The organism is Streptomyces sp. NPDC020681 (assembly GCF_044334895.1).
Lineage (GTDB): Bacteria > Actinomycetota > Actinomycetes > Streptomycetales > Streptomycetaceae > Streptomyces.
In genome coordinates, this window is sequence record NZ_JBIRTX010000025.1 from 41,993 (window position 1) to 56,770 (window position 14,778).

The window sequence follows — 14,778 nt, forward strand, 5'->3', positions numbered from 1 at the left end:
GCGGACAGGGCCTAATGGACCGGTGCCAGCTCTTCCGGCTCGGAGTCGGGCACCGGCTCGGTCTCCGGCCCCGTGCCGTGTGCCTCGGGCGCCCCGAACCAGGCGACCGCGACCGCGCCCGCCACCGCCAGCACAAAGCCGAGTATCGCCATCCACGCGAAGCCGCTCCGCGAGGAGTCGCCCAGCCACAGCACGCCGATCATGCCAGGCAGCACGGTCTCGCCGACCACCAGCGCCGCCGTCGCACCGTTCACCGAGCCGATCTGCAGTGCGACCGTGTGCAGATACATGCCGCCGATGCCGGCCACCAGGATCGCGTACAGCGCCGGGTCGGACAGCAGCGCGCCGAGGTCGAAGGGGTCGATGCCGTTCAGCACACGTACGCCGACGCCCAGCGCGCCGAAGCCGAGCCCGGACAGCAGACCCGCCAGGATCGCGGCGCGTCCGCCGAGGAGACGTACGACGACGGTTCCGCCGGCCATCAGCAGCAGCGAGATCGCCAGCAGCCACCAGTGCGTGGAGATCGGCGTATGGCCGCTGCCCTCCGGGCCCGCCGCGCTCGCCAGCAGCACCAGCGCCGAGCAGACGACGGCGATGGAGGTCCACTCGGCGCGGTTCAGCCGGATGCCGAGCAGCTTCACACTGAGCACCGCCGTGATCACCAGATTGGCGCTGATCACGGTCTGGGAGAGGAACAGCGGCAGCAGCCGCGCGGCCAGCGCGCCCAGCCCGAAGCCGACGAAGTCCAGGATCGTGCCGACGATGAACTCCCAGGTCATCGCGGCCTTCGCGGTGGAGGAAAGGCTCGGCCCGCCGTGCTGTGTGACGCCCGCTGCGGCCGCCTCGCGCCGCGCGGACTTGCGGGACCCGACGGCTTGGAGCACCGACCCCGTGCCGTAACAGATCGAGGCCGCGACAGCGGTCAGTAGGCCGATCAGCACCAAGGGCTCCGTTCACGTGGGTCAGTCCAACTCCGGCTGGACTGCCAGACGTGACTTCGGCGTCCGACGTTGCTTTGTGGCGACTACTTGTCGCTGATCAGACCCATCAGCCGGGCGGGAGCGTCTTCCACCGAGTCGACGAGCGCGATACGGGACTCCATCGAGCGGCCCGCCGCCAGCGACTGGAGCAGCGGCCAGGCGGGCAGGTTCTCCGTCCAGTGGGTGCGGTTGACGAGGACCATGGGCGTCGGCTCGCCGCGGGACTCGTAGTAGTTCGGGGTCGCGTTGTCGAAGATCTCCTGGACCGTGCCGGCGGCACCGGGCAGGAAGACCACGCCCGCGTTGCAGCGGGCCAGGAGGCCGTCCTCGCGGGTGGCGTTGGCGAAGTACTTGGCGATGTGACCGGCGAAGGCGTTCGGCGGTTCGTGGCCGTAGAACCAGGTGGGGATGCCCACCGAGTCGCCGCCGCCCGGCCAGCGGTCGCGCACCGCGAAGGCGGCGGCCGCCCAATCGGTGATGGAAGGGACGAACGACGGTGCCTTGGCGAGGAGTTCGAGCGACTCGTCGAGCATCTCGTCCGGGTGCGGCGCCGCGTACGCGCCGAGGTTGGCGGCCTCCATCGCGCCCGGCCCGCCGCCGGTGGCGACGGTGAAACCAGCGCGGGCCAGCGACCGGCCGAGCCGGGCGGCGCCCGCGAACGCGTCGGTGCCGCGGGCCATCGCGTGCCCGCCCATCACGCCCACGACGCGTGCGCCGACGAGGTGTTCGTCCAGCGCGTCGGAGATCGCGTCGTCGTGGATCGAGCGGAGCATCGACGCGAAGATGTCGCCGTCGGCCTTGGTTTCCTGGAACCAGTCGTACGCGAGGGCGTCCGGTGTGGTCGCGTAGCCGGCGCCGGCGGCGAGCCCTTCGAAGAGCTCGTCCGCGGAGTAGAGCAGCCCGCGGTACGGGTCGAAGGGGAGATCGGGCACGGGCGGGAAGACCAGCGCGCCGTCGGCGCGCACCTTGGCGGCGGCGTCCGGCTGCATGGGACAGCCGAGGAAGACGGCGGCTGTCGTGTCGACGGCGAGCAGCGCGAACGTACGGTCCGTCAGGTTCACGGACTGGACGCGATGGCCCGCGAGTGAGCCTCGGCGGACGACCTCGTCGAACTCCTCGAGAGTCTCGATCTCGAGGTCGCCGTGTTCGCCGTGCTGGTGGTCTCGCCCGTGTGCATGCGCCATGCCGCCACGATAGGGCTTGCCCTCGCGGCTCCCGGCCGAGGGGCCGTGAGCCCGCTCCGCCGAGCGGGCTCAGCCCGAGAGCGGGACCGCGGCCAGTGCGGCCACCACCCAGGTGAGCGGCGCGAACACCGCCAGCAGTGCCGCCGCGCGCAGTGCCGCGGCGCTGCGCAGCGTCGCCGCCGGAGTGCCCAGGCGGCGCAGTGTCTCGGTGGTGACGGCGCGGGCCGCGCGGGCCTCGGCGGCCGAGGTGAGCAGCGTCGCCGTGGTGCAGACGACGACCAGGGCCGCACCCAGACCGGTGAGCGGGCCGATGGGGCTCGGGCCCGTCTCGTACACCGTCGTCGCGGTGATGACGGCGGAGGCGACCGCGCACACGACGCCCAGCGGGCGGCCGATGCGGCGCGACTCCTCCATCAGGATCCTGCCCGCCAGCAGCCGGATCGGACCCGGGCGCAGGAACTGCAGCAGGGTGCCGCAGAAGTGGGTGATGGCCGGGCCCGCGACCGCCAGGCCGAGCGCGGTGAGCGCCCAGCCCCCGAGCACGCCGACCGGGTTGGAGCCGAACTCACCGGGAAGGGGGAACGACGGCCCGCTCGCGGAGCGGGCCGCGTATGTCTCGACCGCCAAACCGGCCGTCACCAGCGCGACACCCCAGGGCAGACCTGTCGGCGCGTTCGCCGGAGCCTCAGCCGGCAGCGGGTCCCTGCCGTCCTTGGTCCGTCGCGGACGCAGTGTGAGCGCCGCGGCCGCGGTGGCGGTCAGCGGTGCGAGCGCCAGCAGGGTCAGCACGGCCATGAGCGGCAACGACCGTTCGGAGGCGAGCAGTTCGGCCGCCGAGCCGTCGAACGGCAGACCCGTCAGATCGCCGCGCAGATGGAGGAAGAACAGCAGCGCGACCATGCTGCCGAGCGTGCCGGACAGGGCGATGGAGCTCGCCGCGAGCACGGCGAGACGGGCGGGCCCAAGGCCGACGGCCGAAAGTCCCGCCCGCGGGCGGGTACTCGGGTCGGTACGGGCCACCGCCACCGCGAAGTGCACCGTCGCGGCCAGCGGGATCAGGCACCACGACAGCCGCAGCACCGAGGCGCCCGACTCGCCGGGATGGGCGAGCGCGTACGCCAGCGCGCACAGCAGCAGGAAGCCGACACCCGCCGATGCCGCCGCCACCATCAGCCGGCGGAGCAGGACCAGCGGGTGCGAGCCCCGGGCTAGACGGAGAGCGAGCACTCGGCCCGGCCTTCCGTGTCGGCGGCAGTGAGCGAGTTGACGCGCCGGCCGTCCACGAGCGCGATCGAACGGTCCGCGAGCGCCGTCACGTCCGCGTCGTGCGTGGCGAGGACGACGGTGATCCGGTGCGAGCGAGCCGCGGCCATGACCGTACGCAGTACCTGGGCCCGGTCCGCGCGGTGCAGCGTGGCCGTCGGCTCGTCGGCGAACAGCACCGAAGGGGTGTTGACCAGCGCGCGGGCCGTCGCGATCCGTTGCTGTTCGGACTGCCGCAGCGCGTACGGCCGCTTGCGGGCGCACTCGCCGATGTCGAGGCGCTCCAGCCACTCCATCGCCGCGGTCTTCGCGCGCCGGTGCGAGACGCCGCGCAGCAGCAGCGGCAGGGCGGCGTTCTCCCAGGCGGTCAGTTCGGGCACCAGCGTCGGCTCCGGGTCGATCCAGCCGAAGCGGTCGCGCCGCAGCCGCTCGCGCAGCAGCGGGCTCATCGTGTGCACGGGCGAGCTGTTGAACCACACCTCGCCCTCGTCCGCGACGAGTTGGCCGGACAGGCAGCGCAGCAGTGTGGTCTTTCCGCTGCCGCGCGGTCCGCACACGGCGAGGATCTCGCCCTCCCGCACACCGAGCGAGACACCGGTGAGCGCGGGGGAGCCGTTGTGGGCGTGGTGCAGGGAGCGTGCCCAGAGCACATCGTTGTCGGGCGGAGCCACCATTGGCGTACACCTCGGTTCTGATCAGATTTGCCCACCCCCTTACGGGGGAACGAAGACAGGGCCGATCGGTCACTCGGCACGCTAGGTATTGAGATGCGGGGTCCCGGGAAGCACGCGGCCCGGGTGCTCCCATCTCACTCGGATGGGTGCACCCGGGCCGTGTGGCGCCGAGTCGGGCGGGCGGTGGCTAGAGCTTGGTCCACGCCTCGGTGAGGACGTTGCGAAGGATCTGCTCGATCTCGTCGAACGTCGACTGGTCGGCGATCAGCGGCGGCGCGAGCTGGACGACCGGGTCGCCGCGGTCGTCGGCACGGCAGTAAAGACCGTTCTCGTACAGCGCCTTGGAGAGGAAGCCGTAGAGCACGCGCTCGGTCTCCTCGTCGGAGAAGGACTCCTTGGTGACCTTGTCCTTCACCAGCTCGATGCCGTAGAAGAACCCGTTTCCGCGGACGTCGCCGACGATCGGCAGGTCGTGCAGCTTCTCCAGCGTGGCCTTGAACGCGCCCTCGTTGTCGAGGACATGCTTGTTGAGGCCCTCGCGCTCGAAGATGTCGAGGTTGGCCAGGCCCACCGCCGCGGAGACCGGGTGGCCGCCGAAGGTGTAGCCGTGCAGGAAGGTGTTGTCACCCTGGTAGAACGGCTCGGCCAGGCGGTCGGAGACGATGCACGCGCCGATCGGGGAGTAGCCCGAGGTCATGCCCTTGGCGCAGGTGATCATGTCCGGTACATAGCCGAACTTGTCGCAGGCGAAGGTCTTGCCGAGGCGGCCGAAGGCGCAGATGACCTCGTCCGATACGAGCAGCACGTCGTACTGGTCGCAGATCTCACGGACCCGCCGGAAGTACCCGGGCGGCGGCGGGAAACAGCCGCCGGCGTTCTGCACCGGCTCCAGGAAGACCGCGGCGACGGTCTCCGGGCCCTCGAAGAGGATCTGCTGCTCGATCTGGTCGGCGGCCCAGCGGCCGAAGGCCTCGGGGTCGTCGCCGTGGATCGGGGCACGGTAGATGTTGGTGTTCGGCACCTTGTGCGCGCCGGGGACCAGCGGCTCGAAGGGTGCCTTCAGCGCGGGCAGACCGGTGATGGACAGCGCGCCCTGCGGTGTGCCGTGATAGGCGACCGCGCGGGAGATCACCTTGTACTTGGTGGGCTTGCCGGTGAGCTTGAAGTACTGCTTGGCCAGCTTCCAGGCGGTCTCGACCGCCTCGCCGCCGCCGGTGGTGAAGAAGACCTTGTTGAGGTCGCCGGGGGCCTCGTTCGCCAGCCGCTCGGCCAGCTCGATGGCCTTCGGGTGCGCGTACGACCACACGGGGAAGAACGCGAGCTCCTGCGCCTGCTTGTAGGCCGTCTCGGCGAGCTCGACGCGGCCGTGGCCGGCGTTGACGACGAACAGGCCGGCGAGGCCGTCGAGGTAGCGCTTGCCCTTGTCGTCGTAGATGTAGGTGCCCTCACCGCGCACGATGGTGGGCACGGGTGCGTTCTCGTACGACGACATCCTGGTGAAGTGCATCCACAGGTGGTCGTACGCGGTCTTGGAGAGGTCCTTGCTCACGGCTATCGGGTTCCCCACATATAGGTCTGCTTCTTGAGCTTGAGGTAGACGAAGCTTTCGGTGGAGCGCACGCCGGGGAGCGCGCGGATCCGCTTGTTGATGACTTCGATGAGGTGGTCGTCGTCCTCGCAGACGATTTCCACCATCAGGTCGAACGAGCCCGCGGTCATCACCACGTACTCACATTCGGCCATGGCAGTCAGCGCATCCGCCACCGGATCGACGTCGCCCTCGACCCGGATGCCGACCATCGCCTGGCGCCGCAGGCCCACGGTGAGCGGGTCCGTGACGGCGACGATCTGCATCACGCCCTGGTCGAGCAGCTTCTGGACGCGCTGTCGCACGGCCGCTTCGGACAGGCCGACGGCCTTTCCGATGGCGGCATACGGGCGGCGCCCGTCCTCCTGGAGCTGTTCGATGATTGCCAGGGAGACGGCGTCGATCGTCGGGGACGATGCGTTCGCGTTCCTGGAGTCTGCGCTTCGGCTGGCCACGGGGTCACTCTGCACTGCGACTCGTCGGTCTCGCAAGCCCTGAGCAATGAAATTCGTTGTTCTGTGCCTGCAATCTCACTGAATCCGCAGATGCGGCGGGTCGGGACTGTTGAAAGCGTCGGCCGAGCGATTAGGGTGGGTTGTCTCACCCATCGGACTACCTGACAGGAGGGGTGGCAACAGTGACCACCGAGCTGCGTCGTCTGCGCAACTACATCAACGGGGAGTTCCGGGACGCCGCCGACGGACGGACCATTGACGTCGTCAACCCGGTCACGGGTGACGTGTACGCCACGTCACCGCTCTCCGGCCAGGCCGACGTCGACGCCGCCATGGAAGCTGCCGCGGCGGCCTTCCCTGCCTGGCGGGACGCCACCCCGTCCGAGCGCCAGAAGGTTCTGCTGAAGATCGCGGACGCCTTCGAGGAGCGGGCCGAGGACCTGATCGCGGCCGAGTCGGAGAACACGGGCAAGCCGCTGGAGCTGACCCGTACCGAAGAGATCCCGCCGATGGTGGACCAGATCCGATTCTTCGCGGGTGCCGCGCGGATGCTCGAGGGCCGCAGCGCCGGCGAGTACATGGAGGGAATGACCTCCATCGTCCGGCGTGAGCCGGTCGGCGTCTGCGCGCAGGTCGCGCCGTGGAACTACCCGATGATGATGGCCGTCTGGAAGTTCGCGCCGGCGCTGGCCGCGGGCAACACCGTCGTGCTGAAGCCGTCGGACACCACGCCCGCGTCCACCGTCCTGATCGCCGAGATCATCGGCGCGATCGTGCCGAAGGGCGTCTTCAACGTCATCTGCGGCGACCGCGAGACGGGCCGCGCGATGGTCGAGCACCCGACGCCGGCGATGGCGTCGATCACCGGTTCCGTACGGGCCGGCATGCAGGTCGCGGCCTCCGCGGCCAAGGACGTCAAGCGCGTCCACCTGGAGCTGGGCGGCAAGGCGCCGGTCGTCGTCTTCGAGGACGCGGACATTGCCAAGGCCGTCGGGGACATCGCGGTGGCGGGCTACTTCAACGCCGGTCAGGACTGTACGGCCGCGACCCGGGTGCTGGTGCACGAGTCGATCCACGACGAGTTCGTGGCCGCGCTGGCGAAGACGGCCGCGGAGACGAAGACCGGCGCGCCGGACGACGAGGACGTGCTCTTCGGCCCGCTCAACAACGCGAACCAGCTCGCGCAGGTCACCGGCTTCATCGAGCGGCTGCCGGCGCACGCGAAGGTGGAGGCGGGCGGCCACCGGGTCGGCGAAAGGGGCTACTTCTACGCGCCGACGGTCGTCTCCGGCCTGAAGCAGGACGACGAGATCATCCAGAACGAGGTCTTCGGACCGGTGATCACGGTCCAGTCCTTCGCGGACGAGCCGCAGGCGCTCTTGTGGGCGAACGGTGTGGAGTTCGCGCTCGCGTCGTCGGTGTGGACGAAGGACCACGCCCGCGCGATGCGGATGTCGAAGGCGCTGGACTTCGGCTGCGTATGGATCAACACGCACATCGCGCTGGTGGCGGAGATGCCGCACGGCGGCTTCAAGAAGTCGGGGTACGGCAAGGACCTGTCGGCGTACGGGTTCGACGACTACACGCGCATCAAGCACGTGATGACGTCGCTGGACGCGTAACCCTTTTGGTACTCCGCATACGGCCCCCGTCAGCCGACGGGGGCCGTATGCAGTGCCACCAGCAGCCGCCACGTCTGGGTTGCCATGACCTCAGGGCCGGCGTCGATCGTGCCGTGGAGCCAGTCCGCCAGAAGGCCCGCGAAGGTCGCCGCCACTGCGGTGGCGATCAGCGCGGGGTGTGGCGCGCCCGCCAGTTCGCGCTCCTTGTGGCTGCGGGCGCGGAGTTCTTGGTGGAGCAGATCGCCGAGCGGGCCGCTGCCGCCTTCGCGGAGCAGGGTGCGGTAGAGCGGCGCATGGCGGGACAACTCGGCGAAGAAGGCCGTCAGGGCGGGCGGCGGGACGGCCGGGTCGGGAATGCCGCGCCAGGCGTGGAGCGCGTCCACCGCCTCCCGTACGACCTCCGCGCACGCGTCGACCGCGAGCGCCTCCAGGTCCGTGTAGTGCAGATAGAACGTGGCCCGGCCGAGGCCGGCCGTGCGGACCACCGCCGCGACACTGACCTCTTCGAGCGGCCGCTCGGCACACTCCTGGAGCAGCGCCTCGCGCAGCCTGGCGCGGGTGCGCTCGGCGCGTGGGTCGTTCATCCGGCCACCAGCACGGCCGTCAGCGCGAGCGCTCCGGGCAGTGCCTGCGCGACGAGGATGCGGCGGTTGGCGGTGAAGCCGCCGTACAGACCGGCGACGACCACGCACGACAGGAAGAAGACCTGGACGCGGTAGCCGGTCGGGTCCGCCGCTATCAGGCCCCAGATCAGACCGGCCGCCAGAAAGCCGTTGTACAGGCCCTGGTTCGCGGCGAGCGGCGCCGTCGCGCGCGCCATGTCCGCGTCGAAGCCGGAGAGTTCGCGGCCGGGCCTGCGCTCCCACAGGAACATCTCCAGAACCAGGATGTAGACGTGGAGCGCGGCCACCAGGCCGACCAGGACGTGTGCCGTTGTGTTCATCGTCGATCCTCAGTTCCCGGAGTTCTTGGACATGTGTCCAGTAAGTATAGACACATGTCCATGATCGACAGGGTGTCGCTCTGGATGCCTACCGGTTGACGCAGCGTCCATTGCCGCCCGTGCGTAGTGCCCGCCATCCTTCGGACGTGCCAGCGATCCGGATGAACCCCATGTCACGGCGGTCCCTGCTGCTCGGCCTCGCCGCCGGCGCCGCGCTCACCGGCTGCGGAGTGCCCGCGGCGTATGTGTCGCCGGGCGACCGCGCGGGACGCGACGACTCCGCGCGCGACCGGAGCCTCGACTTCGCCAACTGGCCGCTCTACATCGACACCGACGACGAGGACACCTCCGCGCGCCCGACCCTCGACGCCTTCACCGAACGCACCGGGATCTCCGTCCACTACACGGAGGAGATCAACGACAACGACGAGTTCTTCGGGAAGATCAGCCCCGCCCTGATGAACCATCAGGAGACCGGCCGCGATCTGATCGTGATCAGCGACTGGATGGCCGCGCGGTTCGTACGGCTCGGCTGGGTGCAGGAGATGGACCGGGCTCGTCAGCCCAATGTCGCCAAGTACCTGGACCCGCAGCTGCGTTCGCCCGGCTTCGACGAGGGCCGGACGCACAGCGTCCCGTGGCAGTCCGGCATCACCGGCATCGCCTACAACCGCAAGAAGCTCGGCCGTGAGCTGCGGCGGACCAGCGAGCTGTGGGCGGACGATCTGCGCGGCCGGGTCACGCTGCTCTCCGGGCTCGACGAGTCCTTCGCGCTGCTGATGCAGTCGGACGGCGTCGACATCACCCGCTGGACACCGGACGACTTCCACGCCGTCTGCGACCGGGTGGAGGAGCTGGTGAAGCGCAGGCACATCAGGCGCTTCACCGGCAACGACTACATCAAGGACCTCGACACCGGCGACGTCCTCGCCTGCCAGGCGTACTCCGGCGACGTCATCCAGCTCCAGGCCGACAACCCGGACATCGAGTTCGTGGTGCCGGAGGAGGGCGCGGAGCTGTGGGCCGAGAGCCTGATGATCCCCAACCTCGCCCGCCACAAGCGCAACGCAGAGGAGCTCGTTGACCACTACTACCAGCCGGAGGTCGCCGCGGAACTCGCGGGCTGGGTCAACTACGTCTGCCCGGTGCCGGCCGCGCGCGACGTCCTGGCCTCGTCCAAGGACGAGGAGACGGCCGCGCTCGCCGAGGACCCGCTGATCTTCCCGGACGACGTGATGCGCCGCCGGCTCGCGATCGCGCGGGACATCACATCGGGCGAGCGCACGGAGTTCGCCAAGCGCTGGAACTCCATAGTGGGCCTGTGAACCGCGGGCCCGCGAGCAGACCCGGGGGCCGGGTAAAGAGCCCGTAAACCGCGGCGTACGCTGCGGATATGAGCGAGTCCGGCGTCCTCTTGAGGCGCATACGCGTGTGGTTGGCCGTCTTCATCGTGTGTCTCGTGCTGAGCGGGCTGACCGCCTTTCCGCTCGTGACCGAACTGCGCTGGACCGAGGACCTGTTGAAGTCGACCGCGGTCGGCGATCAGTTCCCGGCGCTGATGGAGTGGATCGGGCGGGTACGGGAAGGGCTCGACGCCACCGACGAGAAGTACCCGTTCGTGCTGTACGGCACGGACTGGCTGGCCTTCGCGCATCTGGTGATCGCGATCGCCTTCTACGGGCCGTTCCGCGATCCCGTACGGAACATCTGGGTCGTCGAGTTCGGCATGATCGCCTGCGCCGGGATCATTCCGCTCGCGCTGATCTGCGGGCCGATCCGCGGAATCCCCTTCTGGTGGTCGGTCATCGACATGTCGTTCGGCGTCTTCGGCGTGATCCCGCTGCTGATGGTGCGCCGCATGATCAAGCGCCTGGAAGCCATGACGGCCGCCGCCGTACCGCCCGGTGAGCCGGCACCGGCCGCGGCCGTCTGAGCGGGTGCCGGTTCGGCTCACCGCTTGCGGGCGACCGCGCCGAACTGGGCCACCTGCGGTTCCTCGTCGTTCCGCCAGCGGGCGCACGAGACGATGCCCGGCTCCAGTACCTCCAGGCCGTCCACGAAAGTGCCGAACTCCGCGCGGCTGCGCGCGGTGATCGGCGGCGTCGCGTTCTCGTTCCAGAACCGCATCGCCTCCTCGTTGCCCTCGCCGCCCAGTTCCAGCGTCGGATGGGTCAGCACGAGATAGCTCCCGGACGGCATCGCGTCCATCAGCGTGCGGACGATCGAGCGTGCCTCGTCCGTGTCCATGACGAAGTTCAGGATGCCGAGCATCATCACGGCAACCGGACGCTTCAGATCCAGCGTCGGCTCGATCGCCCGGACGATGGTCTGCGGGTCGTGCGCGTCCGCGTCCAGATACTCGGTCACGCCTTCGCGGGAGCTGGTGAGCAGCGCGCGGGCGTGTGCCAGGACGATCGGGTCGTTGTCGACATAGACGATCCGCGCGTCGGGCGCGACGGACTGGGCGACCTCGTGGGTGTTCTCGACCGTCGGCAGCCCGGTGCCGATGTCCAGGAACTGCCGTACGTCCGCCTCACCCGCCAGATGCGTCACCGCACGGCGCAGGAACGCCCGGTCCGCGCGCGCCACTTCGCCGATGCTGGGGTAGAGACCGGTGACGTGGTCGCCGACCGCCCGGTCGACGGGATAGTTGTCCTTGCCGCCGAGCCAGTGGTTCCAGACCCTGGCGTTGTGCGCCACGTCGGTACGGATCCTGTCGGTCACGTTCTGCTCCTCGACTTGTTCAAGAACCGGTTCAAGAGTCGCCGCGGGGCGCGGAGTTGAGTGTCGCTACGGCGTGCAGCGCGTCGACCCGGTTCGTCGTGATCGAGTCGACGCCGTGGCGGATCAGCCGCCGCATCGTGCGCCGGGTGTCGGCCGTCCATGCGGAGGCCAGCATGCCGTCCTTGTGGATACGGTCCGTCAGCTCCTGGTCGAGCAGGCCGAAGCGGTAGTTGAGCCAGCGCGGCCGTACCGCTTCGAGCAGCGCCGGACGCGGCGGCGCGAGGGTCGTCCAGGTCATCGCGATCTCGGCCGACGGGTCGGCGGCCCGCACCGCGAGCATGGTGCGCGGGCCCGCGCAGTAGTACACGCGCTCGGCCGCTCCGCACTCGCGGACCGTGCCGACCACGGTCCGCACCGACTCCTCCGTGGCCCCGGGCAGATCGATCATCAGCCGGTGGCTGCCGGCTTCGAGCAGCGCGTCGCGCAGCGTCGGCACTCCGCCGAACGTCAACTCCTCCACCTGGTCACGGCTCAGCCGGGCGAGCGGCCGGTCGTGGCCCCAGAGCCGTTCCAGCGTCTCGTCGTGCAGCAGCACGGGGACGCCGTCGCGGGTGAGACGTACATCGATCTCGACCGCGTCGGCGCCGCGCTCCAGCGCGGAGCGGAGCGAGGGAAGGGTGTTCTCACGGACGCGGTACGGATCACCGCGATGGCCCACGACGCTGACGGTGCGCATGGGCTCATTGTCGGGGGCGCTCAGCGCGGCGGCCATGCGGCGGTCAGCGCGCGAGCCAGGCGGCGGTGTACGCGTCGATCTCCTCGGCGATCCGCGCCTTGCCGGCCGGGTCGAAGAAGGACGCCTCCACCGCGTTCTTGGCGAGGTCCGCGAGACCGCGCTCGTCGAGGCCGAGCAGCCGGGCGGCGACCGCGTACTCGTTGTTCAGGTCGGTGCCGAACATCGGCGGGTCGTCGCTGTTGATGGTCACCAGCACACCGGCCGCGACCATCTCCTTGATCGGGTGCTCGTCGAGGTCGGCGACCGCGCGGGTGGCGATGTTCGACGTCGGGCAGACCTCCAGCGGAATCCGCCGATCCGCGAGATGCGCAAGCAGCTTCGGGTCCCGCGTCGCGCTGGTCCCGTGCCCGATGCGCTCGGCCCGCAGGTCGTTCAGCGCGTCCCAGATCGTCTCCGGTCCCGTCGTCTCGCCGGCGTGCGGCACGGAGCGCAGGCCGGCCGCGATCGCGCGGTCGAAGTACGGTTTGAACTGCGGCCGCGGCACGCCGACTTCGGGCCCGCCGAGCCCGAACGAGACCAGGCCCTCCGGGTGCAGGTCCACCGCGAGCCGCGCGGTCTCCTCCGCCGCTTCGAGACCTGCCTCGCCGGGAATGTCGAAGCACCACCGCAGTACGACGCCGAGCTCGGCCTCGGCCGCCTTGCGGGCGTCCTCGATCGCGGCCATGAACGCCTTCTCGTCGATGCCGCGGCGGGTCGAGCTGTAGGGCGTGATGGTCAGTTCGGCGTACCGGATGTTCTGCCGTGCCATGTCACGGGCCACTTCAAAGGTGAGCAGCCGTACGTCCTCCGGTGTGCGGATCAGATCCACGACGGAGAGATAGACCTCGATGAAGTGCCCGAAGTCGGTGAAGGTGAAGTAGTCGGCAAGCGCCTCGGGGTCGGTGGGCACCTGGGAGTCGGGGTGCCGGGCCGCCAGTTCGGCGACGATGCGCGGCGAGGCGGATCCGACGTGGTGAACGTGGAGTTCGGCCTTGGGCAGCCCCGCGATGAAGGGGTGCAGATCGGTCATCGGGGCCTCCGTGTGCAGTGTCAGGATCGCGTCAGGGATCATCGTAGGCGGCCCGTCCGGCACAGGGGCAGAGGCCTTAGCATGACCGAACCACGATGGGGGAGAACCATGTCTGACAACCAGGCCCAGCCGCCGGGCGCGCCCGAGCCCCGAGACCGCGATCCGTGGGCTCCGCCGGAGGGCGGCGCGCAGGGAAAGGTGCCGCTCGACAAGCCGGCCGCCGCGGCTCCCTCGCCCTCGCCGGTGCACGACCAGCCGACGGTCATCTCGATGCCCGGCCCGGGTCCGGCCGCCGGGCCGACCGCGGACGCGGGCTTTGTGCCGCCGCCCCCGATAGCCCCCGGCGGACCCGCCCAGCCCGCCGCCGGCCCCTACGGCTACCCCGCGGCCCCCGGCGCGCAGCCCGGCCCCGCCGGTGATCCGTACGGCGGCGGCTATCCCGGATACCCCGGCTACCAGAACTACGGCCAGAGCGGCTGGCAGCCCAGCCCGGCGAACGGCATGGGCATCACCGCGATGGTGCTCGGCATCCTCGCCGTCTGTCTTTTCTGCCTCTACGGCGTCGTGGCCATCGTCCTCGGCGTGCTCGCCCTGATCTTCGGCATCATCGGCAGGAAGCGCGCGCAGCGCGGCGAGGCCACCAACGGCGGCATGGCGCTCGCCGGCATCATCCTCGGCGCCGTGGGCATCGTCATCGGTCTGGTCGTCGTGGGCCTGCTGGCCTGGGGGATCACCACCGCGATCAACGAGGAACGCGACCGGGACCGGGAGTACGACGGCTACTCCAACAGCCTCGTGATCGATCAGGCCCGCTAAGGGCCTGATCCGGACGACAGGCCCCAGAGCCCGGCCCTAATTCCCTGCCCGCAACTCCTCCCGCGCCTCCATCAGCGCGAACCCCAGCAGATTGAGCCCGCGCCAGCGCGCGGGATCCTGCGCCCTCTCGTCGTCCGCGGCCAGCCCGATGCCCCACACCCGGTCTCGCGGGCTGGCCTCGACGAGTACGCGATCGCCCGTGGCGAGCAGAAACTCGCGCAGCTCCGCATGCTGGCCGAACTTGTGCACACTGCCGGAGCGCACCACGGCGAACCGCTCGCGCCGCCATATCTCCTCGTCGAAGCCGCGCACCAGCCGCCCGGCCCGCTTGGCCTGCGCGGGCGAGCGTGCCTCGATCGCCTGCTGCTCGGCGTCCGCATCGCCGAAGAGCCTGGCCTTTCCGGCCATCATCCAGTGCTCCGCCGTGGCGTACCGAACACCGTCGACCGCAAAGGGTGACGGCCACCACTGGCTGAGACAACTCGCGCCTATCTGCCCGTCGCGGCGCGGTGCATGTCCCCAGAAATGCAGATACTTGACTCGTTGATCGGTGCTGACCTGCCGGATCAGCTCTTCCATCCCCATGCACGCGAGTCTGGCACCCACCACTGACAGTCCGTACGGGTATTGGGCGGCCTACCCGACACATGGTCGACCGATTCCGTCGCGTAACCAAAAGGCAACAACGGAATCCCTTGTTGGTGAATCGGTGCTCTGTCAGGAT

Annotated in this window: 16 protein-coding genes; 4 read left to right on the forward strand and 12 right to left on the reverse strand. The window is 69.9% G+C overall.

What is annotated here, in order from left to right; genetic code table 11:
- Positions 1–11: 11 nt before the first annotated feature.
- The 6 genes from ACH4YL_RS35850 to ACH4YL_RS35875 all read right to left on the reverse strand — a co-directional run bounded on the left by ACH4YL_RS35850 (position 12) and on the right by ACH4YL_RS35875 (position 6,159).
- Entirely contained in the window at positions 12–941 is a 930-nt protein-coding gene (locus ACH4YL_RS35850) for a hypothetical protein (protein ID WP_398511708.1), read from the reverse strand.
- An 83-nt stretch (positions 942–1,024) separates the two neighbouring features.
- Positions 1,025–2,164 carry an LOG family protein gene (locus ACH4YL_RS35855; protein ID WP_398511709.1) on the reverse strand — a complete coding sequence of 380 codons (1,140 nt, stop codon included), beginning with the start codon at positions 2,162–2,164 and terminating at the stop codon, positions 1,025–1,027.
- 69 nt (positions 2,165–2,233) lie between these two features.
- Complete coding sequence (locus ACH4YL_RS35860; protein ID WP_398511710.1) at positions 2,234–3,391, reverse strand: hypothetical protein; 1,158 nt, start codon at positions 3,389–3,391, stop codon at positions 2,234–2,236.
- Positions 3,373–4,101 carry an ABC transporter ATP-binding protein gene (locus tag ACH4YL_RS35865; protein WP_398511711.1) on the reverse strand — a complete coding sequence of 243 codons (729 nt, stop codon included), beginning with the start codon at positions 4,099–4,101 and terminating at the stop codon, positions 3,373–3,375. The genes ACH4YL_RS35860 and ACH4YL_RS35865 overlap by 19 nt, the downstream gene beginning before the upstream one ends.
- Before the next feature lie 187 nt (positions 4,102–4,288).
- On the reverse strand, positions 4,289–5,668 hold the full coding sequence (locus tag ACH4YL_RS35870; protein ID WP_398511712.1) for an aspartate aminotransferase family protein: 1,380 nt from the start codon (positions 5,666–5,668) through the stop codon (positions 4,289–4,291).
- A complete protein-coding gene (locus tag ACH4YL_RS35875; protein WP_398511713.1) occupies positions 5,653–6,159 on the reverse strand; it encodes an Lrp/AsnC family transcriptional regulator in 507 nt (168 codons plus the stop codon). The genes ACH4YL_RS35870 and ACH4YL_RS35875 overlap by 16 nt, the downstream gene beginning before the upstream one ends.
- A gap of 167 nt (positions 6,160–6,326) precedes the next feature.
- Between ACH4YL_RS35875 and ACH4YL_RS35880 the strand changes: the two genes are divergently transcribed.
- Positions 6,327–7,766: a gamma-aminobutyraldehyde dehydrogenase gene (locus tag ACH4YL_RS35880; RefSeq protein WP_398511758.1), complete on the forward strand. Its 1,440-nt coding sequence runs from the start codon at positions 6,327–6,329 to the stop codon at positions 7,764–7,766.
- Positions 7,767–7,795: 29 nt separating this feature from the next.
- Here ACH4YL_RS35880 and ACH4YL_RS35885 read toward each other — a convergent pair whose 3' ends face one another.
- Together ACH4YL_RS35885 and ACH4YL_RS35890 are read right to left on the reverse strand one after the other, a co-directional pair.
- Positions 7,796–8,350, reverse strand: a complete 555-nt coding sequence (locus ACH4YL_RS35885; RefSeq protein ID WP_398511714.1) for a TetR/AcrR family transcriptional regulator — start codon at positions 8,348–8,350, stop codon at positions 7,796–7,798.
- Positions 8,347–8,709, reverse strand: a complete 363-nt coding sequence (locus tag ACH4YL_RS35890) for a DUF1304 domain-containing protein (protein WP_398511715.1) — start codon at positions 8,707–8,709, stop codon at positions 8,347–8,349. The genes ACH4YL_RS35885 and ACH4YL_RS35890 overlap by 4 nt, the downstream gene beginning before the upstream one ends.
- A gap of 170 nt (positions 8,710–8,879) precedes the next feature.
- Between ACH4YL_RS35890 and ACH4YL_RS35895 the strand changes: the two genes are divergently transcribed.
- Together ACH4YL_RS35895 and ACH4YL_RS35900 are read left to right on the forward strand one after the other, a co-directional pair.
- Entirely contained in the window at positions 8,880–10,034 is a 1,155-nt protein-coding gene (locus ACH4YL_RS35895) for a spermidine/putrescine ABC transporter substrate-binding protein (protein WP_398511716.1), read from the forward strand.
- Between the two features lie 68 nt (positions 10,035–10,102).
- Positions 10,103–10,642 carry a hypothetical protein gene (locus ACH4YL_RS35900; RefSeq protein WP_398511717.1) on the forward strand — a complete coding sequence of 180 codons (540 nt, stop codon included), beginning with the start codon at positions 10,103–10,105 and terminating at the stop codon, positions 10,640–10,642.
- 17 nt (positions 10,643–10,659) lie between these two features.
- On the opposite strand, the gene ACH4YL_RS35905 is transcribed toward ACH4YL_RS35900, so the two are convergent.
- Genes ACH4YL_RS35905 through ACH4YL_RS35915 form a run of 3 tightly spaced genes read right to left on the reverse strand, consistent with a single transcriptional unit; the run spans position 10,660 to position 13,238 of the window.
- A complete protein-coding gene (locus ACH4YL_RS35905; protein WP_398511718.1) occupies positions 10,660–11,433 on the reverse strand; it encodes an SAM-dependent methyltransferase in 774 nt (257 codons plus the stop codon).
- A 31-nt stretch (positions 11,434–11,464) separates the two neighbouring features.
- Positions 11,465–12,169, reverse strand: coding sequence for a glycerophosphodiester phosphodiesterase (locus ACH4YL_RS35910; protein ID WP_398511719.1), 705 nt, complete (start codon positions 12,167–12,169; stop codon positions 11,465–11,467).
- A gap of 43 nt (positions 12,170–12,212) precedes the next feature.
- Positions 12,213–13,238 (reverse strand): adenosine deaminase, encoded by a 1,026-nt coding sequence (locus ACH4YL_RS35915; RefSeq protein WP_398511720.1) that lies wholly within the window; start codon positions 13,236–13,238, stop codon positions 12,213–12,215.
- Positions 13,239–13,346: 108 nt separating this feature from the next.
- Between ACH4YL_RS35915 and ACH4YL_RS35920 the strand changes: the two genes are divergently transcribed.
- Entirely contained in the window at positions 13,347–14,054 is a 708-nt protein-coding gene (locus tag ACH4YL_RS35920; RefSeq protein WP_398511721.1) for a DUF4190 domain-containing protein, read from the forward strand.
- Between the two features lie 36 nt (positions 14,055–14,090).
- Here the strand turns inward: ACH4YL_RS35920 and ACH4YL_RS35925 are convergent, their stop codons facing one another.
- Positions 14,091–14,639, reverse strand: a complete 549-nt coding sequence (locus ACH4YL_RS35925) for an NADAR family protein (RefSeq protein WP_398511722.1) — start codon at positions 14,637–14,639, stop codon at positions 14,091–14,093.
- Between the last annotated feature and the right edge of the window lie 139 nt (positions 14,640–14,778).

Coding starts and splice junctions, on each gene's coding strand:
- ACH4YL_RS35855 (WP_398511709.1), bottom strand. CDS start 2,164: ATGGCGCATGCACACGGGCGAGACCACCAGCACGGCGAACACGGCGAC.
- ACH4YL_RS35890 (WP_398511715.1), bottom strand. CDS start 8,709: ATGAACACAACGGCACACGTCCTGGTCGGCCTGGTGGCCGCGCTCCAC.
- ACH4YL_RS35865 (WP_398511711.1), bottom strand. CDS start 4,101: ATGGTGGCTCCGCCCGACAACGATGTGCTCTGGGCACGCTCCCTGCAC.
- ACH4YL_RS35885 (WP_398511714.1), bottom strand. CDS start 8,350: ATGAACGACCCACGCGCCGAGCGCACCCGCGCCAGGCTGCGCGAGGCG.
- ACH4YL_RS35910 (WP_398511719.1), bottom strand. CDS start 12,169: ATGCGCACCGTCAGCGTCGTGGGCCATCGCGGTGATCCGTACCGCGTC.
- ACH4YL_RS35920 (WP_398511721.1), top strand. CDS start 13,347: ATGTCTGACAACCAGGCCCAGCCGCCGGGCGCGCCCGAGCCCCGAGAC.
- ACH4YL_RS35895 (WP_398511716.1), top strand. CDS start 8,880: ATGTCACGGCGGTCCCTGCTGCTCGGCCTCGCCGCCGGCGCCGCGCTC.
- ACH4YL_RS35925 (WP_398511722.1), bottom strand. CDS start 14,639: ATGGGGATGGAAGAGCTGATCCGGCAGGTCAGCACCGATCAACGAGTC.
- ACH4YL_RS35915 (WP_398511720.1), bottom strand. CDS start 13,238: ATGACCGATCTGCACCCCTTCATCGCGGGGCTGCCCAAGGCCGAACTC.
- ACH4YL_RS35900 (WP_398511717.1), top strand. CDS start 10,103: ATGAGCGAGTCCGGCGTCCTCTTGAGGCGCATACGCGTGTGGTTGGCC.